At 60.8% G+C, this 19540-nt stretch carries 20 protein-coding genes; 11 read left to right on the forward strand and 9 right to left on the reverse strand.

Annotation, left to right across the window (positions count from 1 at the left end; all coding sequences use genetic code 11):
• Nucleotides 1-9: 9 nt before the first annotated feature.
• Nucleotides 10-1860 (reverse strand): hypothetical protein, encoded by a 1851-nt coding sequence (locus N3C12_10365; GenBank protein ID MCX8072840.1) that lies wholly within the window; start codon nucleotides 1858-1860, stop codon nucleotides 10-12.
• Nucleotides 1861-2097: 237 nt separating this feature from the next.
• Here N3C12_10365 and N3C12_10370 point away from each other — a divergent pair, with 237 nt between their 5' ends.
• On the forward strand, nucleotides 2098-3273 hold the full coding sequence (locus N3C12_10370) for an alpha/beta fold hydrolase (protein MCX8072841.1): 1176 nt from the start codon (nucleotides 2098-2100) through the stop codon (nucleotides 3271-3273).
• A 10-nt stretch (nucleotides 3274-3283) separates the two neighbouring features.
• On the forward strand, nucleotides 3284-3619 hold the full coding sequence (locus tag N3C12_10375; GenBank protein ID MCX8072842.1) for a hypothetical protein: 336 nt from the start codon (nucleotides 3284-3286) through the stop codon (nucleotides 3617-3619).
• Between the two features lie 150 nt (nucleotides 3620-3769).
• Here the strand turns inward: N3C12_10375 and N3C12_10380 are convergent, their stop codons facing one another.
• Nucleotides 3770-4306, reverse strand: coding sequence for a Slp family lipoprotein (locus N3C12_10380; protein ID MCX8072843.1), 537 nt, complete (start codon nucleotides 4304-4306; stop codon nucleotides 3770-3772).
• Nucleotides 4307-4422: 116 nt separating this feature from the next.
• Here N3C12_10380 and N3C12_10385 point away from each other — a divergent pair, with 116 nt between their 5' ends.
• A complete protein-coding gene (locus tag N3C12_10385; protein MCX8072844.1) occupies nucleotides 4423-4638 on the forward strand; it encodes a hypothetical protein in 216 nt (71 codons plus the stop codon).
• Here the strand turns inward: N3C12_10385 and N3C12_10390 are convergent.
• Nucleotides 4635-5054 (reverse strand): YkgJ family cysteine cluster protein, encoded by a 420-nt coding sequence (locus tag N3C12_10390; protein ID MCX8072845.1) that lies wholly within the window; start codon nucleotides 5052-5054, stop codon nucleotides 4635-4637. The genes N3C12_10385 and N3C12_10390 overlap by 4 nt on opposite strands.
• A 132-nt stretch (nucleotides 5055-5186) precedes the next feature.
• On the opposite strand from N3C12_10390, the gene N3C12_10395 reads away from it, so the two are divergent.
• Nucleotides 5187-6947 (forward strand): hypothetical protein, encoded by a 1761-nt coding sequence (locus N3C12_10395; protein ID MCX8072846.1) that lies wholly within the window; start codon nucleotides 5187-5189, stop codon nucleotides 6945-6947.
• A complete protein-coding gene (locus tag N3C12_10400) occupies nucleotides 6914-7549 on the forward strand; it encodes a hypothetical protein (protein MCX8072847.1) in 636 nt (211 codons plus the stop codon). Before N3C12_10395 ends, N3C12_10400 begins: the two co-directional genes overlap by 34 nt.
• Here the strand turns inward: N3C12_10400 and N3C12_10405 are convergent.
• Nucleotides 7518-8609 (reverse strand): ferritin-like domain-containing protein, encoded by a 1092-nt coding sequence (locus N3C12_10405; GenBank protein ID MCX8072848.1) that lies wholly within the window; start codon nucleotides 8607-8609, stop codon nucleotides 7518-7520. The two genes, N3C12_10400 and N3C12_10405, sit on opposite strands and share 32 nt — an antisense overlap.
• Before the next feature lie 327 nt (nucleotides 8610-8936).
• Here N3C12_10405 and purN point away from each other — a divergent pair, with 327 nt between their 5' ends.
• A complete protein-coding gene (gene purN / locus N3C12_10410; GenBank protein MCX8072849.1) occupies nucleotides 8937-9608 on the forward strand; it encodes a phosphoribosylglycinamide formyltransferase in 672 nt (223 codons plus the stop codon).
• Between the two features lie 126 nt (nucleotides 9609-9734).
• On the opposite strand, the gene infC is transcribed toward purN, so the two are convergent.
• From infC to N3C12_10425, 3 genes are all read right to left on the reverse strand, one after another.
• Nucleotides 9735-10370 carry a translation initiation factor IF-3 gene (infC, locus tag N3C12_10415; protein MCX8072850.1) on the reverse strand — a complete coding sequence of 212 codons (636 nt, stop codon included), beginning with the start codon at nucleotides 10368-10370 and terminating at the stop codon, nucleotides 9735-9737.
• 105 nt (nucleotides 10371-10475) lie between these two features.
• Nucleotides 10476-11027, reverse strand: coding sequence for a hypothetical protein (locus N3C12_10420; GenBank protein MCX8072851.1), 552 nt, complete (start codon nucleotides 11025-11027; stop codon nucleotides 10476-10478).
• 84 nt (nucleotides 11028-11111) lie between these two features.
• On the reverse strand, nucleotides 11112-11384 hold the full coding sequence (locus N3C12_10425) for a sulfurtransferase TusA family protein (protein MCX8072852.1): 273 nt from the start codon (nucleotides 11382-11384) through the stop codon (nucleotides 11112-11114).
• 64 nt (nucleotides 11385-11448) lie between these two features.
• Here N3C12_10425 and N3C12_10430 point away from each other — a divergent pair, with 64 nt between their 5' ends.
• Nucleotides 11449-13440: an ATP-dependent helicase gene (locus N3C12_10430; protein ID MCX8072853.1), complete on the forward strand. Its 1992-nt coding sequence runs from the start codon at nucleotides 11449-11451 to the stop codon at nucleotides 13438-13440.
• A 139-nt stretch (nucleotides 13441-13579) separates the two neighbouring features.
• On the opposite strand, the gene N3C12_10435 is transcribed toward N3C12_10430, so the two are convergent.
• The gene (locus N3C12_10435) at nucleotides 13580-14383 is read right to left on the reverse strand and encodes a glycosyltransferase family 2 protein (protein MCX8072854.1); all 804 of its coding nucleotides are present in this window, start codon (nucleotides 14381-14383) and stop codon (nucleotides 13580-13582) included.
• Nucleotides 14384-14807: 424 nt separating this feature from the next.
• Between N3C12_10435 and N3C12_10440 the strand changes: the two genes are divergently transcribed.
• A complete protein-coding gene (locus tag N3C12_10440) occupies nucleotides 14808-15035 on the forward strand; it encodes a hypothetical protein (protein ID MCX8072855.1) in 228 nt (75 codons plus the stop codon).
• Here N3C12_10440 and N3C12_10445 read toward each other — a convergent pair.
• Nucleotides 14985-16472 carry a glycosyltransferase gene (locus N3C12_10445; protein MCX8072856.1) on the reverse strand — a complete coding sequence of 496 codons (1488 nt, stop codon included), beginning with the start codon at nucleotides 16470-16472 and terminating at the stop codon, nucleotides 14985-14987. The genes N3C12_10440 and N3C12_10445 overlap by 51 nt on opposite strands.
• A 136-nt stretch (nucleotides 16473-16608) precedes the next feature.
• On the opposite strand from N3C12_10445, the gene N3C12_10450 reads away from it, so the two are divergent.
• From N3C12_10450 to sucC, 3 genes are all read left to right on the forward strand, one after another.
• On the forward strand, nucleotides 16609-17277 hold the full coding sequence (locus tag N3C12_10450; GenBank protein MCX8072857.1) for a hypothetical protein: 669 nt from the start codon (nucleotides 16609-16611) through the stop codon (nucleotides 17275-17277).
• A 111-nt stretch (nucleotides 17278-17388) separates the two neighbouring features.
• The gene (mdh, locus tag N3C12_10455; GenBank protein MCX8072858.1) at nucleotides 17389-18330 is read left to right on the forward strand and encodes a malate dehydrogenase; all 942 of its coding nucleotides are present in this window, start codon (nucleotides 17389-17391) and stop codon (nucleotides 18328-18330) included.
• Nucleotides 18331-18352: 22 nt separating this feature from the next.
• Nucleotides 18353-19525: an ADP-forming succinate--CoA ligase subunit beta gene (gene sucC, locus N3C12_10460; GenBank protein MCX8072859.1), complete on the forward strand. Its 1173-nt coding sequence runs from the start codon at nucleotides 18353-18355 to the stop codon at nucleotides 19523-19525.
• Nucleotides 19526-19540 lie beyond the last annotated feature (15 nt).

The raw sequence follows: 19540 nt of genomic DNA on the forward strand, positions 1-19540 counted from the left end.
AGGCGATCATCATTGCGGTGTGGGAGATGGGGTCGGTCCTCCGCACACGACGCTCAACGTGCCAGCCAAGTCCAGCGTGAGGGCTTCGGTCAACGAAAGGTCGAGCACCGGGAATCCAAAACCCATTTTCCCTTGGCTCAGGTTTCCGGCTTCGACGTTGGCACACCCAAAGGGAGCGCCCACGACTTTCGCGACACAGGCTCCGGCTCCGCACCCCGTGGGCCCGTCGCGCAGGACTCTGGTCGTGTTGTCGACGTCGTAAATGACAACTTCCGTCGTGCCCGACGTGATCGAGCCACTCACCGCCAGTTCTCCAGCATCCGGGTCGCAAGGTTCAGTGGGGCTGGGACACGGATCGGTACTTCCGGCCGGCTGAATGCGCAGGCACAAGTTCTCGAACAACAACATTCCGCCCGGCGGGAACGGATCCGTGCGCGTAATCCGGACCGGACTCCGACACACTCCAGGGTGAGGGTCTCCTTCTCCTTCTCGAATGGCGCGGCTCACTTGTCCGTCGGGCAGCGTGAATTGAGCCGAGCAATCAGGATCCTCCGGCAAGCCTCCCTCAGGGCCTGGTGGGTTGGAGGTGTTGTGGTCCTGCTCTACCAGGGTGTTGTATCCGGGCGCACCGCCGTCGCAGTCGATGAAACCCGAGCTGTCGGCAGAGAGGCGAACGCAGGCAAACCCGGCTCCCAGCGGAAGCGCAACGCGATTGAATACCGTACCCTCCCGCGGGATGGTGATTTGCCGTACGCCCTCTTCGTTCATCGGACCAAAACGCCACTCCTGCCGGCCAGCCAAATTGACGCCGAGGCCGAACGAGGCCGTTTGAATGAACACGCGCGAGGCCGCAGTACCGGGACGCACAACACAGGTACGGCTGAACTCTTCTCCACCACCTCCCGTTGCCGTCGCCGTTGGCGTGGGAGTGGGAGTTCCGGTAGCGCCAGGGGCTGTTGGACTACCCTCACCCGGAGCGGTTGTGCCCGTCGCGGTTGGTGACGGACCGCCAGGTGTCGGTGTCCGCGTTGGCGGGCGGGTCAGTGTTACTGTCGGAGTGTGCGTACGGGTTGGCGTTTGTGTGCGCGTACCGGTTGCCGTTCGGGTTGGGGTCGAAGTGCGGGTCGGGCTGGAGGTGAACGTAAAGCGCGGGGTGCGTACCGGCGTGGGCGTTGGCGCCATGGCGGCATCGAGGAGTAACTGGAGCGTGTCGTCCGTCCCGGCAATTTGCCGGGCCTGTAAGTTCAGGTCGCCAGCGTTGCTGGCTGCTAGCGTATCGGGCAGCGAGCGGATGCGAGAAAGCATCGCACGGAGTTCGGTCACGTTCGCTGCACAAAGATCGAAGCCAGCGCTCACGCGGTCGAGCACCAGGCGGACGAGCGCCTCTGTCTGGAAGTCGATGTCTTGCTGATCGTCGGCTGCGGTCACGAAGGCGCGCGTCCATGCCGCCGATCCGGGATCCCCCACATACACCACGTAGCGACACACCGAGGCGGGATCGCGGCTGTCCGGAAGTGAGAGTCGATAGCGGCCCTCGGCATCTGTTGCCGCAGTTGCCACCGGCGCCTGAAAGGAGCCGTCGGTTCCGACAACCGCTAACGCCACGCGCACGCCCGAACCCACGGGTCTAACGTTGGCAGCAAACAATGCCTCTGCCCGACTGATCAGCGCTCGCCTCGCGCTTACCAGCCAATGTTCGGCGGAAGCTACCCGTCCTTCAGGCATGCGCACCTGCCCGCCGATTTGAACCTGCACACCTGGTGTCGCTGGCGGCGGCGGATGGCGAATGTCCAAGTTCGATTCCGTGCCACATGCGGACAACGCGAGGGCTAAGCCCACGGCTGCGATCGAAGCTCTCATCTGTGCTCTCATCGTCTCCCGTCCGTCACTCTGCTCAGCCGCTCCCGGTGCCGGCAACTCCCGTCCACCTCCCACCGGCGCGGCGGCTACCCGTACCATCCTGAGGGATCGCCCGTCAAATGACAACTAAAAAATCCCGAAGCAAGCAGGGAGCCGCGCTGATCGCTCGCAAAAGGATCCGACTGCTTGCGGGTCAAGTTGACAACCTACGGGCAGCACCTTAGGGTCGGAGGGCACATGTTTCGCCAACTTTTGGAGCAAGCTGAGCACCGTGCCAGGATCGATGCCCGTCGGGCCTTTTTGCGTTTTCTCAATGGCATGGATTGGTTGCTCCGGGACCCGAAGACGGTGGTGGGGCGAACGCCGCACACGGTCGTGCTCCGAAAGGGCAAACTAGAGGTGCGGAAGTATCACCTGGGGTCCGTGACAATGCGCTACCGAACACCAGTGGTCCTGGTGCCGCCGCTAATGGTGAAGCCGTTCATCTACGACCTCTTTCCTGGTCGAAGCCTCGTGGAGTTTCTCCTGGAACATGGTTTCCAGCCTTATGTTGTCGACTTCGGCGAACCTGATGAGGCGGATCAACTGGTCCGGCTCGACCATTACGTGCTCGACTGGCTACCGGCTACCTGTGCAGCGGTTCGGAGGGATGCGCAGAGTGAGGAACTCACGATGCTCGGGTACTGCATGGGCGGGGTATTCTGTCTCATGTACGTAGCGGCCCATCATGACGCCTACGTTCGGAACCTGGTGTGCATCGCCACGCCAGTCGATATGAGCAAAATGGGCCTTTTGGCCTGGGTCGCCAAGCTCGCTGGCCGGCAGGTGGAAACGCTTGCACGACAAATCGGTAATGTACCCGGTGGGCTATCGAGCACCGCCTTTCGTCTGCTCACCCCGATGAAGAACTTCACCCGTTACACGGATCTGTTTCTGAACCTTTGGAATCACGAATACGTCACCGGCTTCGAGGCGATGAATCAGTGGGTAAGCCAATTTGTCGACTACCCGCGGGACGCCTTCGTGCAGTTCACGCGCGACTTCATGCAGCAAAACAAACTCGTGCGCGGTCAGCTCACTCTCGGCGGCCGCGTAGTTCAGCTTCGCGACGTTCAGAGCTCGATGCTGGTGTTTGCGGGCAAATCCGACCAAGTTGCTCCGCCGCCTTCGGTTCGCGCACTCATGGATCGAGTGGGCAGCCGCGACAAGACTTTTGTTCTCGTCCCAGCGGGGCACATGGGAATTTTGGCGGGCGCTTCGGCCCCCAAGCAAGTTTGGCAGCCGATGGTGAAGTGGCTCGCGCCGCGATCGGAAGAAGTGCTCGCGCAGCCAACCCGGCAACGAAGAGCCAAGGCAACACGGGGCGTCAGCGCAAATAGCGCTGCAAAGCGAGCGGCGGGAGGACGGAGGTAAGGCACTCGGTATGTTATTTGTGGCAGAGTACGAATTGCGTTGGGAAGATCTCGACGCCGCAATTGCCAAGCGGTTGGAGTGGTCGGAGCACATGCCCGAGGGATTCCGCTTTGTCGGAGAGTACGTTTGGCCCGACCGTGAGCCAGCATTCCGCGGGGTTGCGATCTTCGAGGCGGACTCCGTGGACGCTGTGAACAGCTTTGTGCTGCACTACGGAGCGACGTTGCGCATGCGCGTGCATCCCGCCAGCGACGTACTCTCGGCGATTGCCAGCGCTACCGGAGAGCGGGTGGGCAAAGCGCCTGCCGCGCCCAAGCCATCGCAAGCGAAGAAACGCGGATCGTAATTGCGGCGGGAAACGTGGTGTTCGGTCGGTACCGGCGCAGCGTTGGAGGTCAGGAAGAGGCGGAAACTTCGCTCCGCGCGCCCACAACCCTTGCCGCAAACTAGCGCACGCTGTTGTTCGCCACCCCAGCCATCCGTCGCCAATCTTAGCCTAGCGATGCAGTTTCCCGCCGTACCAGGATGGCCACCAGTACGGAGGGCCCCAAAGCCACGGGTCGACAACATAGGACGCGGGGCACGCGCACTGGGTGGTTCGCCTTGCAACCACTGGCCACAGTTTGAGTTCTTCCGCCTGGACTACGGGGAATCGATACGACCGTTCGCCGATGCTCCCCTTGTGCAGCTCGCGGAGCACACCGACGACCGTGATGCTGCGGCCCCGGACATAAATCTCCGGGTCGAGAAAGTCGCTCCGGCATGCCCAAAAGCGACCTTCGCTGGCGTCTTCCACAATCGGACGCGCAGAAGAATCGAGCCGCCGCGCCACGATTTCCAAGCACGTCTCCCGCTCGCGCACATGAACAATGGCAATTGTACCGCCCCAACGAACTCGCTCCCCTACCCCACGGCCCGTCAAAGCCTCACTCAAGCTCAACGGTGAAGCCTCCCCTGCCCGCAATGTTTGCGGCATGCGGCCACTACAAGCCAGCAGGAACAGCGAAAGAACGAGCGACAGTACGGCCCTCATCACGGAAATCTCAGCAGCAAATCCCTTGACGAGTCACCAACGGTTTTATTGAAAGTGAAACTCTGTTGGAAAGTCCGATTTCGCAGATCGTACAACTTCTCAAGCCGAGGAGCTGCATGTCGGTTGATCGCACTTTGAAAGAGGCCTTACAGTCCGTGCCCGATCCGAAGGCGGCAGAGGAAGCCGCGCTCTGGATTCGGAGAGTCGAGGTGTTGCTCGAATGGATCCTGCAACATCCCAAGCTCATCGAAGTCCGACATGAAGCAGCTCGTTTACTCACCGACCTACGCGGGGAGGACGTGCTCGAACCCCCGCCAAACCGGAAAGTCTAGCGATCCTCCTCAGCGTCCTCGTCACGAAGATCTTTCGGCTCGTCTCCTGGATCTGGCAGTTCTACCCGATAGCCACATTCCGGGTCAGCCAAGGGGATCGGCTCCGGGCGCTTCCCGTACCAAGGGTAGCCGCGACAGACTAGGGGACGCGTCTCGTAAGCGCGACATTTCCCGTCCTCCCCCAATTGGTCGCAGGTGTACAGGTGCGCGTCGGCTGGGAGTTGTCGCGTATAAAACGGGTTCCGTTGCATCGCCTCTTCGCGCGTTAATGGCCGCCAATGCTCCGCGGCAAACTGCATGTCCGACGGGATTCCGAGCACCCGTGTGAGCTGAGCAATTGCCCGGATTTCGGCCGGCGACTGGTCAACGTAAATCACCCGACAACAGGCGCCGCATGCAGTACACAGTTCAGCCATGGAAACTTTGTTACTCGCAACGCAGTCTCTGTTGAAGTGGCACACGGTTGGCCTTACCACCAGAGAGAAGTCCACACCGCTCCAGTCACTCCCGGTTGACTTCGCGATGTTCGTGCAGGTAAGCGCACCGCCATGCCACAGCGACCATCGACTCGATTGCTCCCACTGGCCCTAGTGCTCGTCGCTTTGGCAAGTTGCGGAGATGATCATGAGCCTCCGGGGGCCCAGTCCGCGCCCTCGACCAACCTTCGGGTTGGCGTCGCTGCAGTGCCCATCACCCCCTGTGGAGAGAACCCAGAGTGGGACGGTCCGATCACTTCCACCGGAGTTTGGGGGGAACACTTTGAGGACCGCAACAGCAACGGTCGTTGGGATTTGGGTGAGCCTTACGAGAACGACGCGCGAAACTCGGAGCTCGACCCGAGTTCGCGGACGAAGTACGATGGTATCTTCCTCGCCGGTTTTGGCAGCAACCGCATTGCGCTTGGGTGTCACGACGACATTTGGGCACGCGTTTTGGTCTTAGAGGCGGGGGAGACCAAGGTCGCGCTCGTCAGCGTCGATCTCGTGGGAACGCTCAAACATGGGCGATACTACGGTTTTGCCAAAGCCGAAGGACAGGTCGACCCGAGCCTGGGCATCAATGCGTTCTTTTACAGCAGCACGCACAACCACGAGGCACCGGACTCGCTCGGCCTGTGGGGATCGGAGGCGTTCCGCGACGGCAAGTTCCCTCTATATTTGGCGTTCATTGATCGCCAGGTTGCGCGCGCTATCAACCGGGCCGCAAACCCAGCAAACATGCGCCCAGCGCGCGTGCGCGCGGCAACGACAAATCCGCAGCTCGATCCCCAGCTCCGGGGTCTCCAAGTGCGGACTCGCTGCCGTCCGCCTTGGTTCTTCGACGAAGAGCTGCGAGCGCTGCAGTTCGTCGATGAAGCCGGGCAAACCATTGCCACGCTCATCAACTGGAACACCCATCCGGAGTCTCTCGAGGATCAGAATTTGTACGTCAGCTCTGACTTTCCTGGGTTTATTCGCCAACGCGTCGAGCAAGCCCTTGGCGGAACTGCGGTCTACTTTTCTGGTGACCTGGGCGCTGTAGAAATCGTCGGCGACACATGCGTGGGCAACGCCGATCCGCGCCCGGGCGGAGGCAATGAGTTCGACCGACGCACGGACCTCGGGTTTGCTCGCACGCAGCGTATTGGCGAGGTGGTGGGCGACGCGGTGCTGAGAGCGCTCGCGAACGCTGAGGACCTCGAGGTGAGCGCGTTGGATGCTCGCTCCACCCGGTACTACCTCGCAGGCAGCAACGCGCTGTTCTTTTTTGCCAACCAAATTGGCATTCTCGACCTCGACACTGCGGTGTTTGACCAGAGCCGGTGCCCGCCAACTGCGGGCATTTGTGTGCCAATGGAGCAGCAGGTGCTGCAGATGCTCGATCGGCAGGGCCGCGCACAGGTACAAGTGGTGACCCTACCGGGAGAAGTCTTTCCGGAGCTGATGTACGGCGTCGAACAACACCGCCGGCGAGACTGTCGTGAGGCGCACACTGGAGAGCCGTACGAACCGGCGGTGGTCTCCTTCCTCAACGCACGGTATAGAATCTTTCTCGGGCTCTCGCCCGACGAGCTCGGGTACATCGTGCCCGGTTACGACTTCTACCCTGCCCCGTCGATCGACGAAGAAGCGGCGGATCCTTGCCTGGGGCGCTCTTACGATCCTAACTTCCCGGGCCGGCGAGTGCCCACGCACTACCACGAGAGCCTTTCGGTCGGCGTCGACATCGCCGCAGCGGTGAACTGTAAGATTCTCGAGCTCCTGGGCTTCGAGGGACAAATGCGGGCAAATGCTGCATGTCGGCGAACGTTTGGCTTGTCGGCGCCTTAGTCGCAATCACGTACTCTCTCGTCCCTCGTTGGGCGAACGCTCACGTTCCCTGGGTGCGCGCCGCGCTTCCTGAATTGTTACAGGAGAGCGATTGCATCATCACCGGCCGCGTCGACGCCAGCGAAGCGGACCCTCGTGGACGGGGCGTCGCCCTCATCCGCCAGCCGGCTTCCTGGTGTGGTGCCACCTTGCCCGCGCCCCTGCGAATCCGCACGGCGACTGCGCTGCCAACGGGTGGTCATTTTGTATTCTTCGCGCGCAAGGACGCTTCCGGTTGGCGCGACCTCGCTGCTCCCGGGATCGTGCTACCCCTCAACCGCAGCGACCAGCGGCTGCTGCACCGCACCCTCGTTCGATTGTGGAAGGAGCGTCCAACCCCAACTCGAACCGCCTGGCGCCACGCGGCTCTGAGGCTGCTAGCCGCAAAGGATGAAACCTGGCGCTACCACGCCGCGGTCACCCTCGCCACCACCACCCAACGCCGTGACTTGGACGCAGCCGAACGGGCGCAAGTTGCCGCAATTCTCCACTCCGAAACGGACCCGGCGATCCGCCACCTGTTGGAACACATCAGTGGTGGGGTACCGGCTTCGGCGCCGTGAGGTTCGCACCAGCCGCCTGCAGCTGGAAGAAGAACTGTAGCAGCGCCGGTGGCACAGCCGTTTCTTCTTCCTGGGTGGAATCGGGCAACGACTCGTAACTCAAGATGCCAAGCTCCTGGAACTTTTCGCGCACCCGTGGGGTCAGCAAGCCTAGTCGCTTGAGATTGGGGACAATCTTCGAGAACAGGATCTGCCGGAAGCCGACCATGAAAGGAGTGTTCAGAGACCAAGGTAACCAGACGTTGGGGTCGAGCCCGACACGCTCCCAAACTTCTGCCATCAGCAGCCGGTCGCGCATGAGCACAGTGGCCTCGATCACAAATTCCTCGCGTTCCTTGAGCTCGGTTGCGGACATTTCCTTCGTATAGAGGTCCTCGAGCGAGAGCACGCCGAAGGCCACATGGCGCGCTTCGTCGCGCATGACATAACTGGTAATTTGCTGAATAAGAGGCTCATCCGGCTGGATAAACCGCATCAGCCCAAAGGCCGCCAGCGCCAGCCCCTCGACCATAATTTGCATGCCGAGGTAGACCATGTCCCACCGGGAATCCCGGATGATTTGATTCAACAACGTGTGCAAATGGGGATTCACCGGGTAGCTCAAGCCGAGCTTTTCCGTCAGGTAGCGCCGGTACACCTCCACATGCCGTGCCTCGTCCGCCACTTGGTTTGCCGCGTAAAATTTTGCCTCCGTAAACGGCACCGCACACACGAGCTGAGCTGTGGCCAACAACGCTCCCTGCTCCCCGTGCATGAACTGCGAGAGCATCCACGCATCCATGTGATGTTTGAGTTTTCGGCGCGTGGCGACATCGAGCTTTTGGGGCGGCTGCAGAACGGCATCGAACGCCTCCACGTTCTCCTGCCGTACCCGCTCGGGATCGACATCGATGGACCAATCGATGTCCGTTGACGCGTTCCACTGCAGGCGCTTACCCTTTTCGTACAAGCGCACGAGCTCTTCGCGCCGGAACTTATACTCCCAATCGAACACGGCATCGTAGCTCGCTGGAACGGCCTCGCGTGCGCCGGACGCGGGTAGCTCGATGTCTCGAAACATGGCCCACCTCCCTCTGTTCACGGTCGTGCGTGTCCCTATAAAACTTGTGCGTTAACGCCGCAAGCAAAAAGTCTTCGTGCCACCCATTGGCCGCATGCCGCAACCCTCTGTTCCTCATCGCGGCCTTCTTTCCGCCCTATTGCTCGGCAGAGACAAGTGGTCACAAGCTGGCAACCAAGCGCCCCGTTGGTTAACTGCTCAGGCCACCCCGGTGGGCCATGCGCACGCGGCAGCAACAGTCCTACACGGCTTTAAGACACCTCGGCACGGACCATCCACCCTCCAGCATCGAGGACGGGGGCGAATCGGTTGGAGAGGCGGTGTTCCATGGGTGAGTTCGACATCCTAAGAATCCCTGGCACTCGGGGCCGCCCGCCTCGTTTGGCGGTCTTGCTCTCTGGCAGCGGATCGACCTTACAGAATTTGGTCGAGAAAATCGGCAGCGGCGAACTGCAGGCTCGTATCGAGCTGGTAGTGAGCTCGCGCGCCGACGCCTACGGCCTCGTTCGCGCACAGCAGGCCGGACTCCGTAGTGCAGTTGTGCCGCGCAAGGAGTTTACGAGCGTGGACGCCTTCAACGATGCGTTGCATGCCGTACTGGACACTGCGGAGGTCGATCTGGTCGTGCTAGCCGGTTTCCTCTCCCCGTTTCAACTGCGCGGGCGCTACCAGCTCCGCGTGCTCAATGTACACCCGGCACTCATCCCTGCGTTCTGCGGCAAAGGCTTTTACGGCCTCCACGTTCACCGGGCTGTTCTCGCTGCCGGGGTAAAAGTCAGCGGTTGCACGGTGCACTTCGCGGACGACGAGTACGACCAGGGGCCAATCATCTTCCAGGAGTGCGTACCCGTGCTGGAGAGCGACACTCCCGAAATTCTGGCCGCCCGAGTGCAGGCCGTGGAACGCCGGTTGTACCCCGCGGCGATCCGTTTGTGGGCCGAGGGTCGCTTGGGCTTGCGTGGCCGGCGCGTGGTGATTTTGCCCGCTCGCGCCGACTGAGTTCCGATGCTCGCGGGCCGTGCAGGACCCGTCGGGGATCGACGTCGTCTGCGGCCAGCGAGCAGTGGCGAAAGCGAGCGCCGTGACCAGGCGCTGCGCACGCGGACTAACCAAAATCGACTCGGGTTAACTCCCGGTTGAGCCCTCGGCACGCTCCGACGAAGAATTTTCCACCGGGGGAGGAGCCGCTGTGGCACCGCTTTTCGGCTTCTTCTTGCTTAGCGGCGCAAGCACCACGCTCAGCATTCGCCCCTCCATCTTGGGCGTGCCCTCTGGCGAGGCGACGTCCGACAGGGCTTCGCACACTTTGAGCAGTTTCTCACGCCCGAGGTCCTGATACGCCATTTCGCGCCCGCGGAAGCGAAGTACATACTTCACACGGTCTCCCTCGAGCAGAAATTCGCGCCCCTTTTGAATCTGCCTCTCCAGGTCCCCCACATCCGTGCGATACCCGAGGCGCAGCTCTTTCACTGTGGTCGTGGCTTGTTTGCGCCGCGCTTCGGCCTCTTTCTTGTGCTGCTGGTACTTGAATTTCCCGTAGTCCATGATGCGACATACGGGCGGGTCCGCATTCGGTGCTACCTCGACCAAGTCGAGTTGGGCTTCCTCGGCTCGACGCAGGGCTTCCTCAATAGGTACGATGCCAATCTGGGTGCCATCCGGACCGATGAGGCGAACCCGAGGTGCGCGAATGTAACGATTGATGCGATGTTGGTCTGGGGGTGGGGGAATGAACCGTGGGCCTCGTCCGCGAAACGCCAAAATGTCTCCTTCCTCGTTTGCTCGCGCTAGGAAGCCTTATTTACACCGGATGTGGGCCGGACTCAACCGTAGTCCGACCTCTTCCCAAGTTCGGGCCTCGCACCGTCACGCTGCTTGTCGTGCCTGCGCTGCGGCACTCGCTTGGCGAACCAGTGGAACCATCTCACCGGTGCGTTCCGGCAACACGACGTAGCCAAAAAAGATTCCCGACGCGAACAAAAACGGAATGCGCATCAGGCTGGGAGACACGAGGCTCGGACCCGTGTCTGCAAGGAGGAAACTTGCCACCCCGATCAACGCTGCCCCGACCCCGAGAAGGATAAAGTTTTCTACCTTGGCAGCCATAATCAACACAAAGAAGAAGAAGAGGAACGACTCCTGGCTTGCCCGCGTGAACAAAAGCGCAAACGACACCATCACGGTATCGCCCACCAGCACAGGCGCCTGCGTGCGCGCATCGAAAAAGCTAAACGGTGGTGCCGACCCAAGGACGACGTTGGAAGCGATGGCCACCACCATCAGGATGGCGATGGGGAGAGGCGAGGCATCGCGCCCAAGCTCCAAAAACGCCAACGCACCGGTGGCCAAGATCAGCGCGTAGCGGATCAGCAAAAACCGTTGTTTGCGGGCAATGGCTTCAGCCTCTCTGCGAATCACACCGTTCTGGCCAGCAACCCCTATGCCAGAACGCAATTTGGCTTTGGGACAAACGAGGGGAAGTTGGAGACACAGCCGTGCCCGTTACTTCTGGATCACGATGTGCCATTCGTTTGCCTGCGCATCGTGACAGATCTCCAGTACCGCGTATCCCTCTGCCTCAGCCGCACGCGGGAGCTCGGCAGCCCCTTTCGGGTCGTCAAGCCGCAGGCACAGGATGGCGCCGATCGGCAATTGTTCGAGGCGCACCTTGGCGCGCACCCAATTCATCGGGCAGCGAACTCCGCGGAGGTCGTAGACTTCCGCGTTGTTGCCGTAGGGCTCGTTGCTATACTGGCCGCGGCTCGGGTCGTTCATTCTTTCCGGTACTCACCCGCTTGCGGGCGGTCATCGTATAGCGGCAAGGTCTTAGGCGTGCAGCATGGCTAGCGTAAAAGAATTCATTCTCCGGTCAGCGAGCATCCCGAGCGACCGGCTTTACCGCATCGACTACGAAAGCGCCCTCAATCCGGCGCAGCTCGAGGCGGTTACGACCTTGCGCGGCCCCCTCCTCGTCGTGGCCGGAGCTGGCACGGGCAAGACCCGTACACTGGTGTACCGGGTTGCGCGCCTGGTGGAGCACGGGGTCCCGCCTCAACAGATCCTGCTCCTCACGTTCACCCGCAAGGCTGCGGAGGAGATGCTGCAACGGGCGGCCTTCCTGCTCGATGGCCGGTGTCGCGCCGTGCAAGGAGGCACCTTTCACGCTTTCGGGAATGCCGTGTTACGAGAGTACGGGAACGTGATTGGCCTGTCGCCGCATTTCACCATCCTCGACCAAGGCGACATGGAAGACGTGATCCAACGGGTGCGCAGCGAACTCGGACTTGACCGAAGCAAGGTTCGCTTCCCCCGCAAGCAGGCAATTGCCGAAGTTATCAGCATGAGTGTGAACAAGGAACAGCCGATCTCGCTTACGCTGCAAGAGCTCTATCCGCATTTCCTCGAGCATGCCGAGGCAATCGAGCGCGTGGCGCGGCTGTACCAACAATACAAACGCGAGCGACAGCTTGTGGACTATGACGATTTGCTCGTGCTCTTGCGGGAGCTGTTGCGAGGGCACGCCGCGATTCGCCGTGCCCTGGCGGACCGCTACCGCTTCGTGATGGTAGACGAGTATCAAGACACCAATCGGCTGCAAGCCGACATCGTTTGGCTCCTCGGGCAGGAACACGGCAACGTGATGGTCGTTGGCGACGATGCGCAAAGCATTTATTCGTTTCGCGGAGCCAACTACCGGAACATCCTCGATTTCCCCCAGCGCTTTCCGGACGCGCGGGTGGTCACTATCGAGCAAAATTACCGCAGCACGCAGCCTATCTTGGACCTCGCAAATGCGGTCTTAGCGCGCGCAAGTGAGGGATACGGAAAGCAGCTCTTTTCCGCCCAACGCGAGGGCGAGCCTCCTTTTCTCGTGGCGCTGCCGGATGAGCGTACTCAGTCGCAGTTTGTTTGCCAGCAAATCCTCGAACTACGAGAGCAAGGCTACCGGTTGCAAGACATCGCCGTGCTCATGCGTTCCGGGTTCCACTCGTTTGACCTGGAGATGGAGCTTGCCCAACATCGCATCCCCTTCGTCAAGCGTGGGGGCTATCGGCTTGTCGAAGCTGCGCATGTGAAAGACGTGCTCGCTCACTTGCGCCTCGCGGTCAATCCTTTCGATGCAATTTCATGGCACCGGGTGCTTTTGTTGATCGACGGCATCGGCCCACGCACCGCGGTTGCCATTGAAGATTGGATCCAGCGGCATCCAGAGCCGGTCGGTGCCTTGCAATCCTTCCCTCGAACTGAGGTGCGGCAGCGGCTTGTGGCGTTGGCCACACTACTCGACCGCCTCGACCGCCTCTCAGCTCCGGAGGCCCAAGCAGACGAAGTGTTGCGCTACTACGAGCCGCTATTGCAGCGACACTACCCCGAAGATCACCCGCGCCGCCGGCGTGATCTCGAGCACCTCGTAGGGTTAGCCGCGCAACACCGTTCACTCGCCGCATTCCTCACCCGCATGGCGCTCGACCCCCCAACCGATGCAGTCGACGGGGTGATGGCTGCGGAACGTGACGACGAACTCCTCGTGCTCTCGACCATCCACTCTGCAAAGGGGCTCGAGTGGCGAGCCGTGTTCCTCATCTGGGCAACCGAAGGTCGATTTCCGTCGGCGCTGTGCTTGCGTCCCAATGAACTCGAGGAAGAACGCCGGCTGCTCTACGTTGCCGTCACCCGTGCCAAAGAACGGTTGTACATTACGTACCCGATTCAAGTCTTTGACCGCAGCCGGGGGCTCACCTTCGGGAAGGTGTCCCGCTTCCTTGAGGACATCCCCGAACACGTTTTGGTGCCCGCCCGCGTGGTCTTTACCGACTCCACCCCGGCCTAACCGCCACGTGTGGTTATCAAAGAGATCTTCGGGCAGCACCCTAGGGCCACTCCCACCGGCTCGACCTCTGGGCGCCATGGCGTAAGCCGCTCGAACCCCAAACGAGACCTGCGGGCCGACAAACCGGATCGCCCCGCAGTTACATGCCGCCAACTCGTTTCGCTGCCTGCGGCGAACGTGCCCCCGACGGCTGGATCGTGCGCTGCGGGAGTGCGCTGCTCAGAATATGCGGAGGCAGCGGCGGCAGACTTCTCAAGCGCCAATAGAGCAGGGTCTGGATAGCACCCACGCCGTCCTTCCAGCGAATTTTTTTACCGTCGCGCACGCTCCGCGGACGGTAACCGACGAGCGGGACCTCTACGATCTGAAAACCGTAACGGATCACCTTTGCGGTTACCTCCGGACAAAACTCGAACCGCTCACAGCGCAACTGCAGGGCACGTAGCACCTCCGTAGGCACCGCTTTGTAGCAGGTTGCCACATCGGTCAGATGTGCTCCGTAGAGAACCCGCACAAGCTGCCGCAAAATGATATTAATTGCCTTGTTTGGCCATGGCATTTCTTTAGGCATACCGTAAGTAAAGCGGCTCCCAAAAACGATCGTTGCCTCGCCCCTTGCCACCGGTGCGACAACCTTCGGCAGTTCTTCGATATCCAGCTCCAAATCGGCGTCCTGAATGACTACCACATCGCCGGTGCAATGCTCCAAAGCAGTGCGGATTGCAGCGCCTTTTCCTCGGTTGACAGCGTGAGTGAGCACTCGGATGCCAGAGAGCGATTGGAGCACCTCCGAGGTCCCATCCGTGGAGCCATCGTCCACGACAATAATCTCGGTACGCAGTGGCAACTCCTGCAGCCGGCGCACGACTTCGCCAACAGTGCCCCTCTCATTGAACACCGGCACCACCACCGACGCCAAAAAATCACTGCGAGGCGTGCCCATGATTTCATCTCCGACTCTACCACGGCACAGGAGCAAAGCAAGCAAGCATCACTAACTACACACGCAACAGAGGACCCTGCTTAACGTACAGCTCTCTCGCGCACAAACTCAGAATGCGCATCACCCGGTCGGAACAAACTTTGCTGTCATTCAAAACGCCCCCTGCTCCCGCTGTTTGCACCACAGCTTTGATTGTCAACTGGCAAACGACGGGTGCTACCGCGGGCCAAGGACGCAAATGCCTTGCACCAGCAAACGGATCCTCTCGGCGATCGTGCCTGCATGCTCACTTCTTCCGTGCGTCAGTGCGCCAACCCGTACTCGTTCTCAGAAAGCGCTAACGGAGCCCACTCAAGAGTATTGGAGAACACGAGATTTTCGGGCAAAAAGGCGGGAACTGAACAGCAAGATGCTGAGGAACGGCATGGCTGAGAATTCCAGCACGAACTTCGAACGGAAGGCGCCTAGCCCTGCTCAAGAGACTGCGGCCGACGCCCGCAGTGCAGAAAGCCGACTGAACCGGTGGCGGGCGCAGCTTTTGAGTTTTCGGGCCGAGCCGCAGCAGTTCGAGAAGTGGCTCGATCGGCTCTTGCTCCTCGGCTTAGTGACCACGCTCGCCATCGTCTTCTACATTTTTTTCTTGAGCGGCTAACTCTGCGGAAGGCTGCCTCCGAGCAATGACCAGGAGCGACAATCCCCAGCGATGAGCTCCACCCTCACGACCCTCGAGCCATGGCGCGATCCATCCGTTGATCTTTGCCTGAACGTGAGGAAAGCTCCGGCGCCGAAGTAGCCGGCTGTTCACCCACCAAGCGAGTGCCCCGATTCGGTTGAGCCAGGCAATTTTTTCCGCAACCAACCCCACCTCCGTGAGCTTCGAGAGCAGTTCCTGTTCACTGTATCTCCGGTGGTGACCTAGGGTGCGGTCGAGCTCTCCGAAGAGCGCCGGCGTCCCAGGCACAACGAGAATCACACGCCCCTGCGGCTGCAGCGCGCTGGCTAACTTCCGCAAGGCATCTACGTCGTCCTCCAGGTGCTCCAGCACGTTGCAACAGAGGACGGTGTCGAATCGTCCGCGCCACTCAGAGGGCAAGTCGCGGGTAAGGTCGAGCCGCTCCACGTGCACGCGAGGGTCGTTTGCGAACTGCTGTCGGAGCAACTTGAGGCAAATGGGGTCCACATCGGTGGCCACGATTTCACGAGCGTGGCGAAGGTGGCGCGTCATGTTTCCAATACCCGCACCGACTTCCAACACCGTGCGACCGACGAACTGAACGAAGTGCCCGTAGAGCCAGGCTTGGTAACGCCGCAGCCCGCGCAACCGCTGCAAAGTCAACAGCTCTGCACGAACCCGACGGCGGTCTGCAACGAGCCCGTACTTTAGGATTGTCCACAACGCGACCACGCCATCCTTCCAGCCAATTTTCTTACCTTCCAGGTAGCCGCGGCCAGAGTACGAAATGGACACCTCGAATATTCGCGCGCCGCTTCGTGCGACCTTGGCGGTGATCTCCGGCTCGATGCCAAAACGGTTAGAACGCAAACGCAAGCCCCGCACCACTTCGGTGCGAAAGGCTTTATAACATGTCTCCATGTCCGTCAGGTTGAGATTCGTGAACATGTTCGACAGGAAGGTGAGGAAATGGTTCCCCACCGCATGCCAAAACAACAACACGCGCCGCGGCGATCCGGTAAAGCGGGAGCCATAAACCACATCCGCACGCCCATCGAGGATGGGCTGCAGCAACGTGGGGTACTCAGCCGGGTCATACTCCAAGTCGGCATCCTGGATGAGCACAACTTCGCCAGTGGCTCGCGCAATGCCATCGCGCACGGCCGCACCCTTCCCCTTATTCACCGTGCGTACGAACAAGGAAATCTCGTTGCACTGCCCTTGCGGACCTTGAACACGGAGCGGAGGGCCCCCAGGCACAAGGCCGATCGATCGGAGTTCCACGACTGTACCGTCGGTCGACGCGTCGTCGAATACCAGAACCTCTTTATCAAAGGGCGCCGCACACACGCGGCGGAGCAGCTCGGCAATGGTGCTGCGCTCGTTGTACACGGGTACGATGACGGTCAGCTTCATCGCGGCCTAGGCGGCTAGCGACGCGTCGCCCAGCAAGCAACCTGGAGTTGCAGAATTCACCCCAACCTCGCGCCGCGGTCGAATCCAGACTTGCCATGGTTGCGTACGCACACCCCGCAGGATAACCGAGTTTCTCGTGTGTGCCCGCCCGCCGCACTTGTTGTTCTTCATTGCGCTCGCCCTTACCACCCTCTCGTCCAACGGCTGCATCGGCAGTCATCCACCAGCGCTTTCGGCCATCACCGTCGCAGGGGTCAACGAGCAAGGAGAGCCCGATCCAGTCTATGCAGCCCGCACGGTGTTCGGCCCCCCGTTGCCGGTCGTTGGCGTCCGCCCAGGGCGTCCCCCCAAGGCCGGCACGCTGCTGTGGAACGAACCGACACGCGGAACGATCCACATCACCCTTGCCAAAGGGCGCCAAAGCTTCACCTTTCACACCACCACCTGGGGGCAGGCACGAAGGTTTGTCGTCGCGTTCTTCCTCGACGGGGCAAGCGAACCAGCCTTGGCGCTGGAAACCGAGGGAGAGGAAACTCACGATAACCGTTTGCTGCGGCCGCTGGGTTTGGATGGGGAGCTGCTTGCCGCCCGAGCCGCCACCCGCGCTGTACGCTGGCGGGGATATGAAGTGCGAATCGAGGACATCGCGCTACCGGACACGCGTTTTCCGCTGGACATGGTCGGACCGTGGAAGCTTCGCCCGGACAACGTCGCCGACCTTGTGGGAACGGTGGTGTTCATGGTTCAAGAGGTTTCGCCTGCAAGTGGAAACAATCTAGGCCCAGCAGCGAAGCCGACGCCGTAACCCTTGCCCGGCAAGATTTCTTCTCGCTATAAGGCGCCGCGCTGTGTGGCTCCCACCGCCGTCTTGACCCGAGCGAGCCGCACGTTCAGCGAAGGGAGAGGAACTGCAAACATGGCACGCAAGAAGATTGCACTCATCGGGTCCGGCATGATCGGGGGCACACTCGCTCACCTTTGTGCCCTCAAGCGTTTGGGGGATATTGTGCTTTTCGATGTTGTCGAGGGACTTCCCCAAGGGAAGGCGCTCGATTTGCTGGAAGCCGGCCCCATCGAAGGCTTCGACTGCCAAATCATCGGCACCAACAAGTACGATGACATCGAAGGTGCGGATGTCTGCATCGTCACCGCCGGGCTGCCGCGCAAGCCGGGCATGAGTCGGGACGACCTGCTGCAGGTCAACACCAAGATCATGGTCGAGGTGGCTAGCAACATCCGCGACCGCGCCCCGAACTCGTTTGTGATTGTGATCACCAACCCGCTGGATGCCATGGTCACATGCATGCACCGAATTACCGGCTTCCCCAAGCAGCGAGTCGTCGGGCAAGCTGGCGTGCTCGACTCGGCTCGTTACCGAGCCTTCGTGGCAATGGAACTTGGAGTGTCCGTCGATAGCGTGCAAGCCATCGTGCTCGGCGGCCATGGCGACGACATGGTGCCGGTGCGCAGCTATTGCCACGTCGCCGGCATTCCCGTGGAACGGCTTATCTCGCCGGAGCGTTTGGATGCCATCGAAGCACGCGTTCGCCAAGCGGGCGGGGAAATCGTCAACTTGATGAAGATCTCTGCGTACTACTCTCCTGCCCACGCCGCGATTCAAATGGCCGAGGCCTACTTATTCGACCGCAAGCAGATCTTACCCTGTGCTGCATTGCTGGAAGGTGAGTACGGCGTGAACGGCTTCTTTGTCGGTGTTCCCGTGCTCATCGGCGGCAAGGGAGTCGAACGGGTTATTGAGATTAACCTCTCGCCGGCTGAGAAGAAAGCATTCGAGGCATCGGTCAGTCACGTGCGCGAGCTTGTGCAAGCGATGGAAAAGTTTCTACCGGCAGCCTGATTTTCTCGAAGAGGGCAGCACAGTGAACATCCACGAATATCAAGCGAAGCAAGTTCTGCGGCGTTTTGGCATCTCGGTGCCGGAGGGGCGCGTCGCGGCCACGCTCGAAGAAGCGCTCACAGGCGCGGAGCAAATTGGTTATCCGGTGGTCGCCAAGGCTCAAATTCATGCTGGAGGCCGAGGCAAGGCCGGTGGCGTCAAGGTGTGCCGCGAAGCCTCGGACCTCAAAGCATTCGTGGAGCGCATCTTGGGGAAGCCACTCGTCACCCACCAAACGGGGCCGAGCGGGCGTATTGTTCGCAAAATTCTCATCGAGCCAGCGTGCGCGATTGAGCGGGAGTTTTATCTCAGCTTGACTCTCGATCGCGGCCGTGGCTGGGTGACCATGATGGCGAGTGCCGAAGGCGGTGTCGAGATCGAGGAGGTGGCAGCGCGCTCCCCCGAAAAGATCCTGCGCGAGCCCATCGATCCCGCGGTCGGTGTGCAGCCATTCCAAGGGCGGAAACTGGCCTTCGGCCTGGGTTTGCCGAAAGAAATCGTGGGCTCGTTTGTCTCGTTGGTTCAAGGACTCTACCGCGCTTATGTAGAAACGGATGCCTCGCTGGTCGAAGTGAATCCACTCGTACTGACCCGGGAACAGAAGCTCGTTGTTCTCGACGCCAAGGTGAGCTTCGATGATAACGGTTTGTTCCGCCATCCCGACTTACGCGAGCTCCGCGACATTCATGAGGAGGACCCGCGCGAGGTCGAGGCGTCCAAGTACGATCTGAACTACATCTCGCTCGATGGCAACATCGGCTGCATGGTGAACGGCGCCGGGCTCGCCATGGCGACTATGGACATCATCAAACTGTACGGTGGCTCGCCAGCGAACTTTTTGGACGTGGGCGGTGGTGCGACGAAGGAGAAAGTGACGGCGGCATTCAAGATTCTGCTTTCCGACCCCAACGTCAAAGCTGTGCTCGTCAATATTTTCGGTGGCATTATGAAATGCGATGTGATCGCCGAAGGGGTGGTGGCGGCGGCGCGCGAGGTACAACTCCGGGTCCCGCTGGTGGTCCGCCTCGAAGGTACAAATGTCGAGCTGGGTAAGAAAATCCTGGCCGAATCTGGTCTCGACATCATCCCGGCAAGCGACATGGCCGATGCGGGCCGCAAGGTAGTAGACGCAGCTCGACGAGCGGCGGGGCAGTAACCCTACTCTGGGAAG

It is taken from the genome of Candidatus Binatia bacterium, from assembly GCA_026415395.1.
Taxonomy (GTDB): Bacteria; Desulfobacterota; Binatia; order HRBIN30; family HRBIN30; genus HRBIN30.